Below are 20,877 nucleotides of genomic sequence, written 5' to 3' on the forward strand. Positions count from 1 at the left end.
CATCATAAGTATTAACCATTTTAAATGTAACCTTCTTAGAAGAATATCTACACTTATAATTATTAAGATCCATAATCTGCCCAAACAAAGTTATAAATAACAATTTAAATACATAAAAAAATTTAGTAAAAACATTAAAAAAACAAAAACATCTTTTCCGTTTTTTTTTATTAAAATTACGAATATTACCAAAATCTCTCAATTCAAAATCACCTTTAACTGCCCTATTAAACAAAAAATTTTTCTTCCTTTTAAATACATTCTGATCTTTTTTTGGTATAATCATATTATGCCTTATTATATACTATACACTAGAAATTTCAATTTGATAAAAACTCAAATGGAAATTTAAGAAATGTTACAAATCCACAAACAAATATTAATTCCCGTTACATTGGCTTTTATATTATTAATAACAATGATCAAAATGTCACTATCTTTTCATTTAGTTAAAGGTTCGTCAATGTTGCCAACAATTTTAGATCAAAATTGGATAATAAATCATAAACTAGCTTATGGTATTAGAATAAAAAATAAAGAAACCTATGTTGTACTATGGAGCAAACCTAAAAAAAATGAAACAGTACTTATCAAGGACCCTATAACAAAAAAAATATCTGTTAAAAAAATTTTTGCAATCCCAGGAGAAAAATTCATTAAATTACAGCCAAATATAATATCTATACATAACCTAAACTTCAATATAAATAAAGAACATCTACAAAAATTAAAAAGCATATATATTCCAAAGGATTATTATTTAGTAGTAGGAGATAATAAAAAAGTTTCTCTTGATTCTAGAGAATATGGATTTATAAACATTAACGACATTATTGGTAAGATAATATATAAATAACAAAATAACCATATTAATTCCTAAATGTTGATAATAGTTATTCAATAATTAAATTTTATCTTCTAATATCTCTTTAGCTCTAATATTGCCTGATGAAATCAGCAAACATTCCTTTTCATTATTATCAAAAGAAGCACTTGTCATTCTTATTTCTATTGACTTAGAAACATTAATATCTAAATCTCTTGCAGCAATACTTAAAATACCACTCTCATCCAACCTGAAAAGTATTTCTATCTTTGGCACACCTTTTAGAGCATTTTGTATATTACTAAAGAAAAATCTACTTATTGAACAATTCAAAGATGCCTTATTATATTCACCTTGCAACACATGAATTTCAATCTCCTCTTGATAATCATTAGTTGTTGTAAATATTTGTCTTTCACAAACTGGTAATAAAGTATTTCTTTTAATTAATGTAAAAAACCCATCATTACAAGTTTCAATTCCAAGAGAATAAGGCGTTACATCTTTAAAATCAATAAGAGTATCATTATTTGCAAGACTAAAAGCATGAATACCAGCACCAGTTGCAACAACCTCATCTTGATTTAATGAATCTAAAATCTCAATCTCAGGAAAAACTTCATTCAATCTATCTTTAACCAAAGGAATTCTAGTTGAACCTCCTGAGAGTACTATCTTTAAAATATGTTTAAGATCAACACCTGAATCTGCAATACATTCATTTGTAAGACTAATAGTTCTATCTATAAAATCCCAAATCATTAAATTAAATTCATCTCTTGTAAGTTTATAATTTAAATGATTACCATCAGTAAAAGGCAATACAATATTAACTTCATCCATAGTAGATAAATTTTTTTTAGCATCTTCAATTTTCTCTCTTAATTGTTCAATAAGTACAATATCATCCAAATTTATATCAGGATATTCTTCTTTAAAAGTAGCTAAAACATGTTTTTCTACAACCTCATTAAAATCATTCCCACCAAGTCTATTTTCACCTTTACTTGCAAGAACAGTATAAGTATCATTTTGTTTTTCTAAAAGAGTAACATCAAAAGTTCCACCACCAAGATCATATACAAGAAATAATCCTTCTACTTGTTTTTCAAAAGCATAAGACAAAGCAGCTGCTGTTGGTTCATTAAGTATTGCCCTACATTTTAATCCTGCAATATCTGCAGCCCTAACAACACCTCTTCTTTGAATTTCAGAAAAATACGCAGGAACTGTTATAACAACATCGCTTACTTGAGTACCTAAAAATTTTTCAGCATTAATCTTAATATTCAATAATAAATAAGAAGCAATGTCTTCGGCTTTATATATATTATCACCAACTTGATAAACAACATCAGTCCCCATATTGACTTTAAAATTATAAAAAGTTTTATCTGGATTTACCAATATTTGATGTTTAGCAGCACTACCAACAATCACACCAAAATCTGTAAAAGAAACAATAGAGGGTGTCATTCTCTCACCTCTATCATTCAATATCACTCTAGAATTAACATCAAAATAAGACACTACAGTATTTGTAGTTCCAAGATCTATTCCTATCCACTTTTCCATCAAATACCCCTATGAATTGAAATAATTAATTCAATTTCACCTAAATCTAATTTTAATTTTTTAGCAATAACTTCTAAAGACATTCCCTGTTCATAGAGTGAAATCACTTGTCTACGAATATTATATCCCTCTTTTATTATATTTTTCTCAATAGTAGGTATTGAATAATCTAAATTACCCTTATAAGAACCACTATCACTTTTAATCCCAAAATTATTATTTACCATTGAAATTGAATGGGAATTAAATCCCAATAATCTTTGATCAAGTATTTCTATTCTCTCATCAACTTCTTTAATAATTCTATTTAAACTTTCAATTTTAATTTCAATAATACTGATATTTCTATCAGTAGCTTGATTAATCTCAATAATAGTTTTATCTACTTCACTCTTAAATTTTTTAAGTATGCTATTAGATTTTATTTTTAAACTAATATATACATGAAAATATATAAAAGTAAATATAATCAAAATGAAACAAAAAACAACAAACATACAGAATGTCCTATCCCAAACTATCTTTCAATATCAATATTCTTTCCAAGCTTTGGATCATGCAAATTAATATCATATAAATTAGAAGAATTTTTATCATCATGCTTAACCTTTGATATTGTAACAGAATTAAAGTTATCATCTTTAAGCTCATCAATAGGAAATATGACATTTATTTCCGAATCATAATGATAATCTTCTCTCTCATTTAAACTCAAATGTTGAGTTTCTCTTATCTTTTTTTTTCTCAAAGTTTCATTTGAAACTTCACTCGCTTTAAAAGCACCCTGTGTAATTATCTTTGTAACTTCAGATGAAATATTAATATCCAAAAGCCCCTCCTATAATTTATAAACTATCTAGATTCAAAAGGAACATAAGCTACCATTTTAATAATACCGTCATCCTCTACAAAAGTAATATTATGATAATCCCTTGGAAGCTCATAATAAGCATCTTTAATATACAACTTAACCCCAGCATAAGCTATATATTCAACAAAAATTTTGCCATCAGTCTTACTATTTTCAAGTGCCCTTTGTAAACTTTCTTGTTTATCTTTTACCATTTTTATTTCTAAAATTAAAATATCTCTCTCATTAATAAGTTCATTACAACTATCAATTTTTAAAGACTTTTCGGCTTTATCAACAGTAATCTGAATATTTTTCTTCAAAGCAGAAATATCTTTTGTTAAAACCTCAAGACGTTTCTCTATTTTGACAAGATACTCATTAAATTTAGATAATAAAGATTTTATTTCAGGATCACACCCAACACAAACAGAAGTCTCAGCATTACCCTCAGATCCAATAGAATACGCTCTAACTTCCTCTCTTGCATGAATATCAGAACCAACTATTTTAGATTTTTTCCCAATACAGAGTACTTTTTTTGTACAAGAAACAACAGAATTAACAATTCCTCTTACAACTTCAATATTACCCTCACATCGTACATCAACATTTTCTAAAAATTTAGATTTAATAGATTTCTTAGCATAAATTTCCGAACCACCCTTACCATTAGCTCCACTACGAAGAACAATAGAGCCATCTGTACTCAAATTACATCTACCAACAAGTCCATTAACCTCTATTCCACTCTTAGCCATAACATTATATCCATCCAAAATACTTCCCTTAATTAATACCATACCGTTATTCACTATATTACCAGTAGCAGGACCAACATCACCATCAACAACATACACATTATGTACAGCAATAATACCATTTTCAATAAATATATATCCATCACATCCTGCAAGAATTTTATTTCCTTCCCTTAAAGTATTCTCTCCCAAAACCAAATTCAATTCCCGACCACTCTCTGCTTTTAATACCTTTCCAAAAACAGTATATCCATCAATACCCCTTGACAAAGGAACAATTTCTGCAAGCTCATCTCCCTTATTAACATTCCTAAATTCATTACCCATAGCACCATATTCAGCTGAATACTTACTCTTCACAACAAAATTAACATAAGCATCCCTTCCCTTAACAGAATTAACTCCCTTTGCCATCTCAATTGATTCACCATAAAATGGATAGTCCACAAATTCTTTTATTTTATTTCGAAGCAATGCTTTATCTACGACTCCATATTTTTTAAGAATATTAAAAATATCTTTTTCTAAAACTTCAGCGCCATTAGGTCCAGGAGTAGTAAATTCAATAGTTACTGACATTGAGTCTTCTGATATATGAACCATCATAGTCACACTCTCTGAAAGTTCAGCATCAAAATCAGAGACACGTTCATATTCACCACTAGCATTTTCAACTATTGTTCTAACAAAATTCTTATCCAAATTTTTAATATTACTATAAGATGCAAATTTATCCATTACATCCTTAAAAGTAACAACACTTCCTCCTCCTTGAGCAGGTGTAACTTTTAAAAATACTCCCTTGGCACTTCTTCTTATAAAAAACTTTCCATCCAAAGAAATACTCTCCTCAGATTCGCTTTGCGAACTTAAAAAATCAAGAACCCCAAATTTTGAATAAGAATTTTTATAAGCAACTATTCTCCATTTCTTCTCACCATACCCAAATATCCCATTATTTCCACGTACTAAAATCTCATAATCCAAATCTTTATATGGCACTGAAAGTTCCAAAGAAGCATCATTTAAAGCCTCTTCAAGAGTATCCGCTTCTATTTCTATTAAACGAACCTTATTTTCTCTCTCTAAATATCGTCTTATTTTTTCTCTTAAATCAGCAAAATCACCAATATCAGTCATAGTTATTCCTTTTTATTAATCAAAGTCTTAATAGTATCAGCAACAACTTTGGGATCACTGTTCTTAACATATGAAATCTGTTCTGACAATTTACTCTCAAAATTAACATTATTTTGCCTATCTCTAACATTCGCATACTTGTTCAAGTCTTCCGAAAAATCATAATTGCTATTATCAACTTTATCATTCTTACTTGAAAAATCCTTTATCAAAGAAGAATCTATATCATTAGGTTCAGGTTGAGAATTATCATTTTTATTAATAACATCCTTATTACTACTCAAATCATTATCTTTAAAGAGTTCATACAAATACTTGTTATATATAAATTCAATTAAAAGTCCTATAGCAAAAAAAATTAAAAATTGAAGAAATGCTCTAAATAATACTGTCACAAAAGACACCCGAGCAAAAATACCAAGAATCATCGCAAGAATAAATGCAAATGAACTAAATAATAAAATATACTTGCTTTTTTTCCCAAATAACATAATTACCTATTCCATGCCAAAAAATTTAGATATAAAACCTATCACACCTCTCCTTTTTTTATTATCAAGAGTAATCTCTTCAAGAGCAGCAACAATAGAATCAAGACAATAACTAGCTTTACTATTAGGATTCAATAAAATAAAAGGTCTCTGCTTAAAAACAGAATTTTTAATATTTTGATCCTCATAAACATAACCTAAATAATCAACATTTAAATTCAAAAACTGATTCGATATATCAACAACTTTCTTAGCCACTATTTTTCCTTCACTAACATTAGCAACTCTATTTACAACCAGTCTTAAATTTTTTAAATTTTCCATCTTATGAGACAAAACCTTAATGATACCATAAGCATCAGTTATGGAGGTAGGTTCTGGAGTTGTTACAATAACCACATCATCACTAGAGAACAAAAACGAAATAACCTGTCTTGAAATTCCAGCACTAGTATCTATTATCACTATATCATATTCATAAACTTTTAATAATTCTTTTATAAACTGGTTCATCTCGGTTTCTGACAAATCCAAAAGTTCTGTTGTTCCAGAAGCACCAGCTAAGAGATCAATATTATATTCTGTCTTAGTAATTACGTCTTGGATACAGCGACCTTGTACAATCATATGATAAATATTGTACTTTGGAATCACTCCAAGTAAAATGTTAATGTTAGCCATACCAATATCTGCGTCAAAAACTAAAACTTTTTTACCAAGATGTGCATATTTAAGAGCAAGCCCCACAGCAATATTACTTTTCCCAACACCACCTTTACCACTAGTAACAGAAATAAATCTTGTTTTATTATTTTGTATTTTATCATCAACAACAAAGCTAGACTTATTATTTAATCTCATAATATCACGTAAACTTTGAGCCTGATCTTCCATCATATATTATCCTTAATAATAAGATTTACTTTTTAGCTTTCGAATAAATTCAACATCATCACTTATTCTATATCCATTTATTTTTTTAATGAAGGTAAGCGGTTCTGCAATACTAATATTATGAGGAACAATTTGCCCATCAGTAACATAAGAAACTTCCTTTCTCATTTCATGAATCAAACTTATCAAATTACCAACACATGTTGTCTCATCAAGCTTTGTAAAAATCACAGTTTTATAACTAAAAGGAGAAAACTGATGAAATATTTCTTTTATATCTGATGTTTTTGTCGTAGAACTTACAGCCAAATGAAATTCAGCATCACGACCACAAGCATTAAGAAGTTCTTTCATCTCAGCAAGTTTCATAAAATCCTTAGGACTCTTACCAATTGTATCAATAAGAACAAGATCAAAATCTTTTGACTGTGTAATCTCTTCCTTTAAATCTTTAAAAGATTCAATTGCTTTAACAGGAATTCCCATAATATCACCATACGTCTGAATTTGTTTTTTAGCACCTATTCGATAATTATCAATAGTAATAATCTTAATATTTAAATTCTTATCATCACTATTAATACCATAAATCGCTGCAAGTTTTGCAATGGTAGTAGTCTTCCCAACACCCGTTGGCCCAACTAAAATAAAAATCCTTTTTTTAAGATTATCAATAAGAGAACCTGAACATTTAATAGTTTTAGCAATATATATTATTACACTATCTTTGACTTTATCATAATCAGCAAGATCAGATAAACTAAATTCCTTTTTAATAAAATTATTAATATCTCTAATATAACTTTCAGAAAAATCATTACTACGTAAAATATCTTCTATTTTTAAAATAGTTGGATGATTAATTTCTTCCTTTTTATGTGCAAGTTCATTTTTAAGAGATTTAACTTCCTTAATTACATCTTCAATTGAAGAAGTCTCTTCTTTTTTAATACTTTGAAGAATCTTACGTTTTTCTTCCTCAACATTTATTTGCTGTTGTCCAATGTCATACCTAACATAACCTGAAACCTCAATCCAATCCCTACTAAATAATCCAAATATTCCTCCATGAGATATTGTCTTATAAGTCATAACTCTAGCATTTTTTCCATATTTTCTCTTAACAGTTTCTATAACTTCATTATAAGTAGGACCTCTTTCTGTAAAATACTGAACCATAATCTTACTCTTCAACCTCTACTGTTTTAAGTACATTAACTTTAACATTTTTAGGAACCTCTAAAACAGATATAACAACAACATCTGAAAGCTCTCTACTTGTTAAAACCCTTATTACAGGACGTGCCGATTCACTAGATAATATAATGGGATAATATCCTTGCGATTGAACTTCATTTACAAGTCTCAAGAGTTCATACAGAAATTTAGATTTTAAATTTGGATCAAGGGAACTTATAAGATCGTTATTGGCCTCAAATCTTGAATCAATTATCTTCTGTTCAAATTCTGGATTAATTGTTATTACATTAAGCTCGAAATTAGAGTCCAGATATACATTAACTATTTGCCTTCCAATTGCTTGCCTACACTTCTCAATTAAAAAAAATGTATCTTTAGTAACATTTGTAAAATCAGCTATTGTTTCAAAAATTGTAACTAAATTACGTATTGAAACTTGCTCTCGCAAAAGACCTTGTAACACTCTTTGAATCTCTCCAACCGAAAAATCTTTTAAAACTTCTTCAACAATAGCTCCATAATCTTTTTTAAAGACATCAAGAATATTTTGAACATCTTGACGTGTTAAAATCTCATAAGAATGTCTCTTAATAAGTTCAGTCATATGCGTCGCAATAATTGAAGGTGGATCAACTACAGTATAGCCCAATTTCTCAGCAATTTCTCTCACATCATCATTCACCCAAAGAGATGGAAGACCAAATGACGGATCTTTTGTAAGATCTCCTTCAAGACCAGAATCCAAACCTACATTTATAACCAAAAACTTACCTAACTTAATCTCTCCATGCCCAATCTCCACTCCTCTAAGTTTAAATGAATATTCATTTGGTTCAAGCCGCATATTATCCACTATTCTAATTTTAGGAACAACTATTCCAAATTCAAGAGCAATCTCACGACGTATTTTTACAATACGATCAAGAAGTTCTGATGTTTTGGAATCATCAACTATTGGAACAAGATTATATCCAATCTCTAAAGCCAATGGATCTAAAGGTACTACTGGTGTAATTTCCTTATCCGCATAACTTAATATTTGCTCTTCAGCTTTCTGTTTTTCATAAAGTTCTCTATCTCTAGATAAATTAGAGAGTGAATAAGCAAAAAATCCTATCAATAAACTCAAAAGAATCAGTATTAATGTAGGAAATCCTGGAAGGAATGCCAAAAATAGCAAAAATCCAGATACAATCCAATAAATTCCTGCATAGGAAGTAAATTGTTCAAAAATTTCCCCTCCAAAACTATTTTTTGATATCGATCTAGTAACAATAAGACCTGTTGCTGTTGAAATCAATAAAGCTGGAAGTTGAGAAACAAGCCCATCTCCAACAGTTAAAGACACATAATTATTAATTGCATCATTAAAATTAAGACCTTGAAGGGTTACTCCTACTATAAGCCCTCCAAGAATATTTATAAGAGTTATTAAAAATCCAACTTTCACATTCCCAGAAACAAATTTAGAAGCACCATCCATAGCACCATAAAAATTCACTTCAGATTGCAAATCATTTTTTTGTCTTGTAGCCTCTTCTTCTGTCAAATTCCCAGAACTATAAGCAGAATCAATAGCCATTTGTTTACCAGGAAGAGCATCAAGAGCAAAACGAGCAGCAACCTCAGCAACTCTAGTAGCACCTTTTGTTATAACAATAAACTGAACAGCAATAATAATAAGAAATATTATAAATCCTACAACAAGACCTTGAGTTCCAGAACTTCCAACAACAAATGTTCCAAAGGTCCTTATCATTTGACCATCAAAATTGATTCCTTTAATCAAAATTAATCTAGTAGAAGAAATATTTAAAACAAGACCAAAAATAGTCATAACAAGTAAAAGTGTTGGAAAAACCGAAAAATCGAGTGGACGCTTAGAATAAAGAACAATAAGAATAATTAAAAGACTCATCATTAAATTAATCGCAATCAAAGCATCTAAAATAAATGCAGGAAGAGGTAAAATAAAGCCAGCAACAATAAGTATTAATCCAACCGAAACTACTAAATCAGCTTTATTATTAAGCCCAAAATACCCTAATACAGAATTTTTCTCTAAGTCCAATAACTTAAACCTCTAATTAAATTTTTTAGCAATAGAATATACCTTCACAAGAATTTTAGAAACAATTTCCCAATATTCTCTTGGAATCTCTTCATTAATATCAACATTAGCATAAAGATCCCTTGCAAGTGGCTTATTTTCCACTATAGAAACATTATTTTCTCTTGCAATTTGTTTAATTACAAATGCAATTTCATCTTGTCCTTTTGCAAGCACTTTTGGTGCTAACATAGTATTGCTATCCCATTTAATAGCAACAGCAAAATGCTCTGGATTTGTAATTACCACATCTGCTTGAGGAACTGCTACCCTCAAATTAACATTTAAAATTTCTCTCATTCGCTCCCGCATTCTAGAACGGAGCAGAGGATCTCCTTCCATTTCCTTTCGCTCTTGCTTGATTTCTTCTTTTGTCATTTTCAAATTCTCAATATAACGAGCTCTTTGAAAAAGATAATCTAGTACACTAAGACCCATCAATACCATCACTGAAAAAAAACATATTCTATAAGCAAGACTTAATATTACAGAAATACCACCTTCAAGGCTATACTCAGGCATTTTTGAAATTTTACCTATATTGCTTTTCAGCATAATATAATATATAAAAGATATTATAGCAATTTTCAATAAACTTTTAAACAAATTAAAAAAAGCATCAACTGAACCAAAAGAATTTTTCATCCATTTTGAAAAATTTGGATTTATTCTATCCCATTTAGGCATTATAGGCTTAAGAGTCATAACAAAGCCAACTTGCATAATATTAACTAAAAATCCAACTATAAAAGACACTATAAAAAATATACTCACATATCTAAATAGAGGTCTAATATATGCAAAACTCAATGAATAAATACTAATTGACATTACTTCTGGTAACTTACTAGCCTGCCATTTAAAAATATCCATTAATTCTTGAGCAAAATAAGATAACATAAAAAAAAATACAGCAAACAATATAAAAAGAGAAATGGATGAATTAATTTCTATTGATTTTAACACTTGACCTTCTCTTCTTGCTTTTTGTTTTCTTTGCTCAGTAGGAACTTCAGTTCTGCCCTCATCCTCTGAGGCAAAAAAATTAAGGGGTATATACCAACTTTTATTTAAAAATTCATCTCTAGTATTCATCTTAAAGTCTCAGAAAATAAATTTAATGCATTACGCATAGATTCTAAGCTAAGTTCAATTACTCTTTTAACAGATATTACAAAACTTGGAAAAGTAATATATAAAACAATTAATCCCAATCCCAAAGAAATCGCAAAACTAATCATTAATAAATTAATTTGAGGAGATGTTTTGGAAATTATACCTAAAATTAAATATAAAAGTAAAAGAACTCCTAATATTGGAAGAGACATTATTAAAGATTTTTCAAAAAGAATAGCAAAAGAATAAAATACTAACTTTATAAATTCATAATTCTTTATATTAACCATATTCTCAACTCTAACATTTAAGACAGAATCATAAACCCCAATAACTAAAAAACGAAATAAAAAATCATTTGATAAAAACACAATCAAAAAAAGATAAGTAAATATTTGAGATATCACCAAATTATCCTCTTCTGCAAAAACATCAAAAATATTTGCATAAGCAAGTCCCATCTGATTTGAGAAAAAAAAACCAAGTAAATGAAACACATTAAAAATAATACTTACAAAAAAAGCTTGAATAAGTCCTAAAATAGCCTCTCCTAGCAATATTAATACAAATGCAGTCAAATTATTCAAAGGATAGACAATATTTACCTTATCTACAACAATAATGGACAAAATCAATGAAAAGAAAAAATTTAAATAACCCATTTTAATAGTCGAAAAAAAAGGTGAAAATCTTAAAAAAATAAAAATTCTAATAAAAATAGGTAAAACCACAAAAGATTTTAAAATCAAAAAATCCATATTCATAGATTAATCCAGACATTTACATATTTTGTATCTGATTAAAAACTAAAAACGTAAATTGCATAAGCTTCTTTAAAATCCAAGGTCCAAATATCACAAGAACTAAGAGTATTATAATAATTTTGGGAATAAAACTAAGTGTTTGATCTTGAATCGAAGTAACAGCCTGAAAAATTGAAACTAAAAGACCAACTATAAGAGCTGTAATTAACATTGGCGCTGAGAGAATAATAATATTTTCAATAGATATTTTAATCAAATAAATAATTTGTCCAGTTGTCACTTATGACCTCACATAAAACTTTTTATAAGTCCACTAGTAATCAAAGTCCAACCATCCACCATAACAAAAAGTATAAGCTTAAATGGTAATGATATTATTACGGGTGGCAACATTATCATACCCATTGCCATTAAAACTGCAGCTACAATAATATCTATTATTATAAATGGTAAAAAGATCAAAATACCCATTTTAAAAGCAACTTTGAGTTCATGTAAAATAAAAGATGCAATAAGAACATGTGTTGGAACTTCACTAAAGTTTTTAGGTTTTGCATAATCACTAATACTCATAAACAATCTAATCTCCTCATGCCTAGTATTAGACATCTGTTTATACATGAAATTTCTAAGTGGAGCAATCCCTCTATCATAAAATTCATTAAAATTTATTTTAGAATCTCTCAAAGGTAAATATGCATCTTTATATATTATGTTAAAAGTTGGCCACATAGTAAAAAGAGTTAAAAATAAAGCTAATCCCATTATTACCTGATTAGGTGGTGATTGCTGAAGTGATAATGCTCTTCTAATAAAATCCAATACTATTGCTATCCTTAAAAAGGAAGTCATCAAAACCAAAAAAGCTGGAGAAAGCGTTATGATGCTTAATATTAATAAAAGTTGCAGAGGAAAAACTATGCCACCACCAAAAGAATTTAAAAAATCAACAAATGGAAAATTTAATCCAGTAGTAGGTTGCAAAGACTTGGTTTGAGCAAATGCAAAATTTACAACTCCAAATAACAACAAAAAACTTAATTTTTTATTCAAATTTAACCTCTAAAACTTTTTTAATCTATCCTGTTTACTTTTCAAAGAAGTCTCAATATCATTTTCCAACTCCGCATATTCATCATGATCATTAATAAATGATTTATCTTTCTTATTATTGCGTAATATTTTATTAAAAATTGACTTAAATGAATTTATATTACCACGGCTCTTAATTTTATTAAGTTGAAATTCTAAATTCTCCAACTCTTCACTTGCTGTTATCTCCTTTAGTACAATAGAAGAACTATTTGATACTAAAAATACATAAACATTGCCTAATACATTAACAATCCTTATAGAATTTTTATTATCTATTTCATAAAAAGCAAGTTCTCTTATTATCCTCGACACCTCATTTTTTTAGCTTTTTTTATAGCTTATCTTTTAAGAAACAAAAAAATAAGAATAATATAACATCNNNAAAACAAAACCAAAGTAAACAAATCTGTAACATTAAAAAGAGATATGCTTTGTATGTCTTGATTATCTAAAACAACCTTATTATCATCAAATATTGGCAAATTAACTTCATTTTCTAATTTAGACGTAGCATTTAAATCGCTCTCATTATCCTGCGCAAATAAATTTTCTGCAAAAAATACAATAAAAGTGAAAAATAAAATTAACCTATTCATTTTTAATTTTAATTATTTCGGTAATTCTAACACCAAAATTCTCATCAATTACAACAACCTCTCCTTTAGCCACTATTTTTCCATTTACCAAAATATCTACAGGTTCACCAGCAAGTTTATCAAGTGTAATGATCGTTCCTTCAGACATAGCAAGTATATCTTTTATTTTACGTTCAGTCCTACCAAGTTCGACTGTAACTTGCATAGAAACATCCATTAAAAGACCAAAATTGCTAGGATCAACACCTTCAGGCAAACTATCAATCAAATCAGGAAGTTTAACACCCTTTATCTCAGGTTTTTCTTCACTAACATCATTCTTATCATCTACATCCATTATTTACCTCTCTATTAAATTCATTAAAACATCAAAACTCTTTAAGTTATTCAACTTCTTCTGTAAGTTCTTTCAACAAATCAAAATCCTCTACCTCACCAACTTTTCTTGTAATTTGAACTGAAATTTTATTCCCAACAAGTCCCATTCGACATTTAAATTTTTCTTTAGTTCCTACTTTCAAAATCAAATCTTGATCTATTGAAGAATTTTCAAGATTAATAACATCCCCTTTCTCTAAAGATAAGATTTCTCTTACCTTTAATTTCACTTCTCCTATCTCAGCCACCAAAGGCATATTTGTATATTCAAGTTTTTCTCTAAGTACATCAAGATTCTCACTGGTAGTTCCCACACCAATTAAAGAATGCCAATATCTTGTTGACAGTTTAGATACAATAGGTTCTATTGTAATATAAGGCAAACAAAAATTCATAAGTCCTTCAACTTTACCTATCTTAACTTCAAGTGTAACCAAAATAACCATTTCTGTTGGAGGAACTATCTGAGCAAATTGAGGATTCACTTCTATGTGCCCAAACCTAGGCCTTAAATCAACTACTTGAGACCAAGCCTCTCTCATATTAGCAAGAATACGAATAATAACACTTTCCATTACAGACTGTTCTATTTCTGTTAAATCTCTACTCTTATCTTTAATGGTGTCACCATCACCACCAAAAAGCCTATCAACTATTGCAAATGCAATAGTTGGATCAACTTCAAATATAGCAGAACCTTTAAGAGGATCCATATTAATTATTGCTAAAGTAGTAGGATTTGGAATAGATCGAATAAATTCTTCATAAGTCAACTGATCAACTGAAGCTACATGTACATGAACCATTTTTCTCAAAAGAGCTGAGAGTGAGGTTGTAGTATATCTTGCAAATGCTTCATGAAAGCTTGATACCGTTCTTACTTGTTCTTTTGAAAATTTATCTGGTCTTTTAAAATCATACACTTTAACTTTTTGTTTCTTGCCCATAGGGCTAGATATAATATTAGAAAGTGAATCATCTGATGATAAATTATCAGACGAATTAATAGATTCTAAAAGACTATCTATATCATCTTGTGATAATGCTCCCGGATTACCTGCCATTTAAAATTCCTTTTAAAAATCACATATCAAAAATATCAATTTGCGTCAATGCTATCTCTTTTATTTCACCATTTCTAAGAATACTATTAATTCTGGCCTTAATTTCTGCTTTAATCTGACTTTCATTTTTTATCTCTTGGCCTGTTCTTTGACTAAAATATTCCCTTATAATATCTTTTAATCGCACCTTTTGTCGTCCAAGTTCACTTAAAATATTAACATTATTCTCAGCATAACCTAGTGCAAGTTTTATTACAAAAGTTTTCGGAGGAGTATCTTGGGTAGTCCCTCTAATTTCGTCTATACTTTCATACCATATAAGCATAGGAGGCTTTCCTAAATATTCATTAGAAAAGATTGGAAAATTATTAGGTGCGCCACTTTGACTTACTACCATCTTAGAAACAAAATAAGAAACTATTATCATGATAACAACAGTAAATAGTCCTATTGCTAATATTTGCAAAATCCTTATTATTACATCGGGTAGTAGTCCTATTTTTTTACTATCAGAACCTCCTACATCCATACTATCATCATCTTTTTCAGGCATATTACCTCCTATAAATTTCTTATTTCATTACTAAAAAATATTATTATTGCTTAATACCTTTAGCAAAACTTAAAGAAGCATCACTAGTAATCAAAATATCTATTCTTCTATTATAAGCTCTACCTTCAGGAGTATCATCAGTAGCAACGGGCCTACTACCTGCAAATCCAGATACCTCAAATTTACTCTCAATACTTTCTATTTTAGAATGATCAGTATAGTTTAAAATCTGCTCTAACATGTTTACTGCTCTTGCTGATGAGAGTTCCCAATTACTTTTCCAAATTCCATTTATATTAACATCGACATTATCTGTATGTCCTTCAATTTTAAAATTATATCCTTGATTATCTAAAAACCCAATAAAAGAAGCTATCTTTTGTATAACATCTCTATTATCATCAAGTTTCACTTCAGCACTAGCTGAATCAAAAAAAGCATCTGCTAAAAGAGATACAACAACACCTCGCTCATGTCGTCTTACAATAACCTTATTCGACTGAATTTTTTCAACAAACTCGATAATAGATTTGTTTTTAGAAGCCTGAGAAGCTTGTTTGTTTTTAGCAGTAGAAGGCAAAGACATAAAGCTATTACTCAAATAAGAAAGCTTATCAATATCCAAAGTCTTACCTCCCTTAAAAAATCCAGAACCCGTAAAAGAAGCTGACATTATTTTTAAAACATTTTCTTTCATAATAACATCATTTAATGAAAACATAGTAACAAAAAAGACAAGCAACAAAGTCACCATATCTCCATAAGTCACCATATATTCAGGAGCACCACCATCTTCACATTTTGAACGTTTCTTTTTAGTTTTAAATATCATTATTCACCTCCAAGAACACCACTACCAAGTTGATTTCTATCTTTAGGAGTTAAAAACGTTACAAGTTTTTGCTCTAAAATTCTAGGATTGTCACCTGCTTGAATTGATAAAATACCTTCAACTATCATTGCTCTAACTGATGCTTCCTCAAGATCGATAGACTCTAATTTAAGTTGAATAGGAGTCAGCATTAAATTTGCCATTATCGTACCATAAAGAGTTGTAACAAGAGCAACAGCCATAGAAGAACCGAGTGCTGATCTGTCTTCTAAATTTCCAAGAAGAGCAATAAGTCCAATAAGAGTACCTATCATTCCAAAAGCAGGAGCAAGTTTTGCCCAAGTTCCAAAAAGATCTGCACCAACCTTATGTCGCTCTTGCATCTGTTCAAGTTCAAGAAAAAGCATAGTTCTAATTATCTCTGGATCAGTACCATCAACAACAAGTCTCATTCCAGATTTAAAAAAAATATCATCAATTTGATCAAGTTCATCATCAAGAGATAAAAGTCCTTCTTTCCTAGCTTTTTCTGAAAGTTCTACTAAAGTTTTTATAATAGGAATTTTACTAAAAGAACTTCTTTTAAAGAAAAATCCTAAATATGTAGGTATTCTCTTAACAATAGTAATTTCTGAAGAAGCCACAAGCGCAGAAAAAGAACCAACAATAGTAATAAACACAGAACTTAAATCCCAAAAAACTCCTAATCCTGTAGGAGTAAATGCCATAGATATTAAAATAGCACCAAATCCAACTCCCCATCCAATTATACTAGCCAAATTCATAATTCAACTCCCTTATTCTCTTGTGTAATTCTATCTAACAAAGCAATTTCTCTCCTATACATCTTGATTTTATTGACCACATCTGCCACACTCTCTTTGACAACCAATTTCTTACCATTCATAAGTAAAATTGTAGTATCAGGATTAGCTTCAATACTCTCAATATGAGAAGGATTTAAATAATAACTATCTCCATTAAGTTTAGTTACATAAATCATAAACTAAAACAAAAAATCAACTCTTAAGCCTTACAAGCTCTTGCAATAACTGATCTGAAGTAGTTATAGTCTTAGCATTAGCTTGAAAACCTCTCTGAGTCACTATCATATCTGTAAATTGTTCAGCAAGATCAACATTGGCCATTTCTAAAACTCCTGACCTAATAGTACCAAGTCCTGCAAATCCAGTCTCACCTATTCTAGCTTGTCCTGAATTACTAGTTTCAGTAAAATTGGTATCACCTGCTTTTGCAAGACCCCCAGGATTAACAAATGAAGCAAGAGCAATCTTTCCAATAGTGCGTCTAATGCCATTTGAATAAACTCCTGTAATAACACCATTTTGATCAATCTCATAATTTTCCATATATCCCATACCATACCCATTTTGAACAATAGCTTTTGTAGTACTTGCATCAGCAAATTGAGTAATTGAATCAGCATAACTACCAACAGTTCCAAGTCTAAGGTTAACGGTCTGATCACCACCTTCTCCAGCATTAGCATCAATAACACCAAAAGTTATAGGAAAATCAAGTAAATCTCCTGGTTGACCTGCTTGACCATTTAAAGAAAGCAATGCTCCCTCATTATCAAATCCCATTGTAAAATTAGAATTTTCTTCTCCATTAACTAAAACTGTAGCATTCCATGTATTAGGAGCAGTTGCATCCTTTAAAACTCTAAGTTCAACAACATTAGTATTCCCAAAAGAATCATAAATGGTTTTATTGACAACCCAAGTACCACGAGCAATATCTACTTCATTTGCACCTTGTTGAACTATAGGCAATCTCTTATCAAGATTACAGGCAAAAGTAATGTACTCAGTAGCTTTAGCACCCTCTTTATCTCCAATAGGAATAATCAAATCTCTAATATCAGAAGATGTATTGAAAACTTGCTCTCCTCCAACAGATTCTGCCATCCAACCTTGAATTCTCATACCATTTGCAGGATTTACAAGATGTCTATTAGAATCAACATCAAATGCACCTGCTCTTGTATAAAAAGAATTATCACCATCCCTTAGTATAAAAAACCCATTACCACTAATTCCTAAATCAGAAGCTTTTTGGGTACTTTGAAATGAACCTTGAGTATGAATAGTATCAACAGCAGCAACAGTCATTCCAAGACCAATTTGTTTTGGATTAACACCTCCACGTCCATCAGTAGGACGAGATGCCCCAGAAATACTTTGAGATATCATGTCTTGAAAATTAACTCTTCCTTTCTTAAAGCCAACGGTATTAACATTTGAAATGTTATTACCAACAACATCCATTCTTGTTTGATGATTCTGCAACCCAGAAACACCAGAATACAAAGATCTCATCATATAATTACTCCTCCAATCCTACTGATAAAACATTACTATAAACATAATATTTTCCATCTATCATAATTTGTGGATTTACTCCTGCCTTTACACTTGTAACTTTACCTTTAATAATTTTTCCTTCAACATTTTCAAATTCAACTATTTTCCCTAATAAATTCAAATCCTTATTTACACCAAGGATAGATGATAAATTTTCAAAAGATTTATTCATATTTGTCATCTGTTCAAGTGCCGAAAACTGTGCCATTTGAGAAACAAATTCTTTATCTTTCATTGGCTCTGTAGGATCTTGATATTTAAGCTGAGTAAGAAGCAATTTCAAAAAATCATCTCTACCCAAATTACTTCCCTTAATATCCCTATCTCTTTTTAATCCAGCATTAACTATTTTTCTAGACTGCCCTATATTAACTAAATTATCAATATTACTAATTGTATTCATCTATCCTCCATTTTAAACAATTAAATTAACATTTTCCTCTAAATCACCAGAAAATTCAACATAATCTTCAATTCTAAAAACCTGACTCTCCTTTAAAGAATGTCGATGACCCTCAAAATCATCCTTAAAATTACTACCAGAAGAAAATCCCAAATCACTACCTGCAAGAGAAAGATTTAAACTAGTATTAAAACCATTATCACTTAACATTTTATTGAGTGAATACATATTTTGTTCAAAAAGAGTCCTAACATTATGATTATCAACTATTATCTTTCCTAATAAATTATTATTAGAATCAAGATTTAAATTAATTCTTATACTACCAAGTTTTTTAGGTTTTAAAATCAACCTAATCTCTCCTGTATCATTCGATTTTAACACAATTTTAGCCTTATTCACAATATTACGATTAACTTTCAAATTCCATTCTGACATCAAATTATCATCAATTTGACTTAAAAAAAATTCTTTTATATTTTTTACACTAGATCCAGATAGATTATCAATAAATTCGCTAGAACCATCAAATGTTTCCTTTAGAGCATATTTCCCAACAGAACTATCATTGTCAACTAATCTAAATCTAAAATTTGTATTCAAAAATTCCTTAACACCATTATTCTTCTTAAAATTTTTAATATCAATACTAATCAAATTTTTTTCTTTTTCTGTATTCTTTTTTATAATACCCAAATCTCCACATTCAAAATCAGTACCAATATTGAAAAAATCAGCATTAAAAACAAAATTGAAATCGCCAATTAAAGTAGCAAGCTCAGATAAGACCTTCTCAACATTACTTAACATTTCTCTTCTATCAACAAATTCAGAATCAAAAGATAAATTTTCTCTTAAATTTTTCAAACTTTCAAAATCAAATAAACTTCCTGTTTCTTTAAGCAAGGATTTAAAGTCAGACATAAAATCTTTATCTTTAAATTTTTCCAACACAAAAGAATGATTTAAAGAAAGATTTTTAGAACTTTTATTTATAAGCCCATTACTCTTTAAAAACTCTAACAATGAAATTCTCAATTTAGACATACTTTGAATTTCTGAAGAAATAAAATCTGCAAAACCACCCTTTTTATCTTGACTTAATAAACTACCATTTACAAAATTAAAACTTTTATTTAACTTTGATAAATTAGCATCAATAATTTTACTTAAATTACTCATACATTACTCCAATGCACTAACAGACATTTTTCTAATCAATACAGCAGCCTTCTTAGAATCCATAAGAGACAACCAATAAGGCACAATAGATGCTCGCCCTTCTTTTTTGGCTATATCTTCTACCTTACGCATATAAGATATAGCAATCTCATCATTAAGTTCTTCAATTCTTTTAACCGCATCTTCTGGTGGCATATTAATCAAATATAAAGCAGCCTGTGCAAAATTTGCATCCTCATCTCTATACTTGTTAACAATATCATCAATTAACTTTTGTTTTAAATCCAAATCTTTTTGTTTTTGATTAAGTTCCGCTTCCAATTTATTTAAATTATCTTCCCTTTTCTTTAATTCCTCTCTCAATTTTTCAACTTGTTGACTCTTAATATAAATGGCCTCTTTTTCTTTTATCATCCTAATCTCATCAAGACTAATATGTGTATAATCAAGTAACTGCTCATCATCTTTAAAAAATAAAGTTCTAATATACTTGGGCAAATAGTCTCTAGTATGATATATACCAAATAAATCTCCTAAAAAAAAAGAAAGTCCTAAGAAAAAAATAACCAAAAATAACCATAAAAAAAATCTAAATAAAAATAACAAATAATTATTCATTATTCTTTCTCTAATGTCATACAAAAATTATAATTAACATAC

Annotated in this window: 24 protein-coding genes and 1 pseudogene; 1 reads left to right on the forward strand and 24 read right to left on the reverse strand. The window is 29.1% G+C overall.

What is annotated here, in order from left to right; all coding sequences use genetic code 11:
• Nucleotides 1–235 (reverse strand): annotated as a pseudogene (locus BN1173_RS04520) (M23 family peptidase); the annotation flags it as partial.
• A gap of 120 nt (nt 236–355) precedes the next feature.
• On the opposite strand from BN1173_RS04520, the gene lepB reads away from it, so the two are divergent.
• Nucleotides 356–856, forward strand: a complete 501-nt coding sequence (gene lepB / locus BN1173_RS01350; RefSeq protein ID WP_040236112.1) for a signal peptidase I — start codon at nt 356–358, stop codon at nt 854–856.
• 48 nt (nt 857–904) lie between these two features.
• On the opposite strand, the gene BN1173_RS01355 is transcribed toward lepB, so the two are convergent.
• The 23 genes from BN1173_RS01355 to BN1173_RS01465 form a co-directional block, all read right to left on the reverse strand.
• Entirely contained in the window at nt 905–2,401 is a 1,497-nt protein-coding gene (locus BN1173_RS01355) for an Hsp70 family protein (RefSeq protein ID WP_040236114.1), read from the reverse strand.
• The gene (locus BN1173_RS01360) at nt 2,401–2,898 is read right to left on the reverse strand and encodes a hypothetical protein (RefSeq protein ID WP_012538031.1); all 498 of its coding nucleotides are present in this window, start codon (nt 2,896–2,898) and stop codon (nt 2,401–2,403) included. The genes BN1173_RS01355 and BN1173_RS01360 overlap by 1 nt, the downstream gene beginning before the upstream one ends.
• A gap of 20 nt (nt 2,899–2,918) precedes the next feature.
• The gene (locus BN1173_RS01365; protein ID WP_014696147.1) at nt 2,919–3,230 is read right to left on the reverse strand and encodes a hypothetical protein; all 312 of its coding nucleotides are present in this window, start codon (nt 3,228–3,230) and stop codon (nt 2,919–2,921) included.
• Between the two features lie 23 nt (nt 3,231–3,253).
• The gene (locus tag BN1173_RS01370; protein ID WP_040236116.1) at nt 3,254–5,152 is read right to left on the reverse strand and encodes a FapA family protein; all 1,899 of its coding nucleotides are present in this window, start codon (nt 5,150–5,152) and stop codon (nt 3,254–3,256) included.
• A 2-nt stretch (nt 5,153–5,154) separates the two neighbouring features.
• Nucleotides 5,155–5,643, reverse strand: coding sequence for a hypothetical protein (locus BN1173_RS01375; RefSeq protein ID WP_040236118.1), 489 nt, complete (start codon nt 5,641–5,643; stop codon nt 5,155–5,157).
• 6 nt (nt 5,644–5,649) lie between these two features.
• Entirely contained in the window at nt 5,650–6,537 is an 888-nt protein-coding gene (locus tag BN1173_RS01380; protein WP_014696150.1) for a MinD/ParA family protein, read from the reverse strand.
• Between the two features lie 12 nt (nt 6,538–6,549).
• The gene (flhF, locus tag BN1173_RS01385) at nt 6,550–7,716 is read right to left on the reverse strand and encodes a flagellar biosynthesis GTPase FlhF (RefSeq protein ID WP_040236122.1); all 1,167 of its coding nucleotides are present in this window, start codon (nt 7,714–7,716) and stop codon (nt 6,550–6,552) included.
• A gap of 4 nt (nt 7,717–7,720) precedes the next feature.
• Complete coding sequence (gene flhA, locus BN1173_RS01390) at nt 7,721–9,808, reverse strand: flagellar biosynthesis protein FlhA (protein ID WP_040236124.1); 2,088 nt, start codon at nt 9,806–9,808, stop codon at nt 7,721–7,723.
• A 12-nt stretch (nt 9,809–9,820) separates the two neighbouring features.
• Complete coding sequence (gene flhB / locus BN1173_RS01395) at nt 9,821–10,942, reverse strand: flagellar biosynthesis protein FlhB (protein ID WP_012538038.1); 1,122 nt, start codon at nt 10,940–10,942, stop codon at nt 9,821–9,823.
• Entirely contained in the window at nt 10,939–11,727 is a 789-nt protein-coding gene (gene fliR, locus BN1173_RS01400) for a flagellar biosynthetic protein FliR (RefSeq protein WP_040236127.1), read from the reverse strand. Before fliR ends, flhB begins: the two co-directional genes overlap by 4 nt.
• A gap of 16 nt (nt 11,728–11,743) precedes the next feature.
• Nucleotides 11,744–12,007, reverse strand: a complete 264-nt coding sequence (fliQ, locus tag BN1173_RS01405; protein WP_012538040.1) for a flagellar biosynthesis protein FliQ — start codon at nt 12,005–12,007, stop codon at nt 11,744–11,746.
• An 8-nt stretch (nt 12,008–12,015) separates the two neighbouring features.
• Entirely contained in the window at nt 12,016–12,780 is a 765-nt protein-coding gene (gene fliP, locus BN1173_RS01410) for a flagellar type III secretion system pore protein FliP (RefSeq protein ID WP_040236130.1), read from the reverse strand.
• 9 nt (nt 12,781–12,789) lie between these two features.
• Nucleotides 12,790–13,134, reverse strand: a complete 345-nt coding sequence (locus BN1173_RS04525; protein WP_246040025.1) for a hypothetical protein — start codon at nt 13,132–13,134, stop codon at nt 12,790–12,792.
• A gap of 276 nt (nt 13,135–13,410) precedes the next feature.
• On the reverse strand, nt 13,411–13,755 hold the full coding sequence (fliN, locus tag BN1173_RS01420) for a flagellar motor switch protein FliN (RefSeq protein ID WP_014696160.1): 345 nt from the start codon (nt 13,753–13,755) through the stop codon (nt 13,411–13,413).
• A 46-nt stretch (nt 13,756–13,801) separates the two neighbouring features.
• Nucleotides 13,802–14,860 carry a flagellar motor switch protein FliM gene (gene fliM, locus BN1173_RS01425; protein WP_012538044.1) on the reverse strand — a complete coding sequence of 353 codons (1,059 nt, stop codon included), beginning with the start codon at nt 14,858–14,860 and terminating at the stop codon, nt 13,802–13,804.
• Nucleotides 14,861–14,879: 19 nt separating this feature from the next.
• A complete protein-coding gene (fliL, locus tag BN1173_RS01430) occupies nt 14,880–15,413 on the reverse strand; it encodes a flagellar basal body-associated protein FliL (RefSeq protein ID WP_012538045.1) in 534 nt (177 codons plus the stop codon).
• A gap of 43 nt (nt 15,414–15,456) precedes the next feature.
• The gene (motB, locus tag BN1173_RS01435; RefSeq protein ID WP_012538792.1) at nt 15,457–16,245 is read right to left on the reverse strand and encodes a flagellar motor protein MotB; all 789 of its coding nucleotides are present in this window, start codon (nt 16,243–16,245) and stop codon (nt 15,457–15,459) included.
• Nucleotides 16,245–17,030, reverse strand: a complete 786-nt coding sequence (locus BN1173_RS01440) for a motility protein A (protein ID WP_014696161.1) — start codon at nt 17,028–17,030, stop codon at nt 16,245–16,247. Before BN1173_RS01440 ends, motB begins: the two co-directional genes overlap by 1 nt.
• Nucleotides 17,027–17,248 (reverse strand): flagellar FlbD family protein, encoded by a 222-nt coding sequence (locus BN1173_RS01445; RefSeq protein WP_014696162.1) that lies wholly within the window; start codon nt 17,246–17,248, stop codon nt 17,027–17,029. Before BN1173_RS01445 ends, BN1173_RS01440 begins: the two co-directional genes overlap by 4 nt.
• 16 nt (nt 17,249–17,264) lie before the next feature.
• Nucleotides 17,265–18,590, reverse strand: coding sequence for a flagellar hook protein FlgE (flgE, locus tag BN1173_RS01450; RefSeq protein WP_040236132.1), 1,326 nt, complete (start codon nt 18,588–18,590; stop codon nt 17,265–17,267).
• A gap of 4 nt (nt 18,591–18,594) precedes the next feature.
• Nucleotides 18,595–19,035 carry a flagellar hook assembly protein FlgD gene (gene flgD, locus BN1173_RS01455; protein ID WP_025400641.1) on the reverse strand — a complete coding sequence of 147 codons (441 nt, stop codon included), beginning with the start codon at nt 19,033–19,035 and terminating at the stop codon, nt 18,595–18,597.
• Between the two features lie 12 nt (nt 19,036–19,047).
• The gene (locus BN1173_RS01460; protein ID WP_040236133.1) at nt 19,048–20,217 is read right to left on the reverse strand and encodes a flagellar hook-length control protein FliK; all 1,170 of its coding nucleotides are present in this window, start codon (nt 20,215–20,217) and stop codon (nt 19,048–19,050) included.
• 3 nt (nt 20,218–20,220) lie between these two features.
• Entirely contained in the window at nt 20,221–20,835 is a 615-nt protein-coding gene (locus tag BN1173_RS01465) for a periplasmic-type flagellar collar protein FlbB (RefSeq protein ID WP_040236134.1), read from the reverse strand.
• Nucleotides 20,836–20,877: the final 42 nt, after the last annotated feature.

The organism is Borrelia crocidurae, from assembly GCF_000825665.2.
GTDB classification, from domain to species: Bacteria; Spirochaetota; Spirochaetia; order Borreliales; family Borreliaceae; genus Borrelia; species Borrelia duttonii.